Below are 250 nucleotides of genomic sequence, written 5' to 3'. Positions count from 1 at the left end.
CTCGATGATCATGGGCCCCTGCGCGGGCGGCGCGGTCTATTCGCCCGCGATGACCGACTTCATCTTCATGGTGAAGGACAGCTCCTACATGTTCGTCACCGGTCCCGAGGTGGTGAAGACCGTGACCCACGAGGAGGTCACGGCCGAGGAGTTGGGCGGCGCGATCTCGCACACCAGCAAATCCGGCGTCGCCGATCTCGCGTTCGACAACGACGTCGAGGCGCTGCAGCTGACCCGGCGCTTCTTCGAC

The 250-nt window shown here is 64.8% G+C and carries 1 protein-coding gene; it reads left to right on the top strand.

What is annotated here, in order from left to right; translation table 11 throughout:
* Positions 1–250, top strand: a 250-nt coding sequence (locus tag R0J92_RS25210) for a carboxyl transferase domain-containing protein (RefSeq protein WP_411053699.1), incomplete at both ends; no start/stop codon positions are given.

The organism is Tritonibacter sp. SIMBA_163 (genome assembly GCF_046535935.1).
GTDB lineage: Bacteria > Pseudomonadota > Alphaproteobacteria > Rhodobacterales > Rhodobacteraceae > Epibacterium > Epibacterium scottomollicae.
Note: the sequence above shows the minus strand (reverse complement) of the source record. Positions and strands in the feature narration are given on the sequence as shown.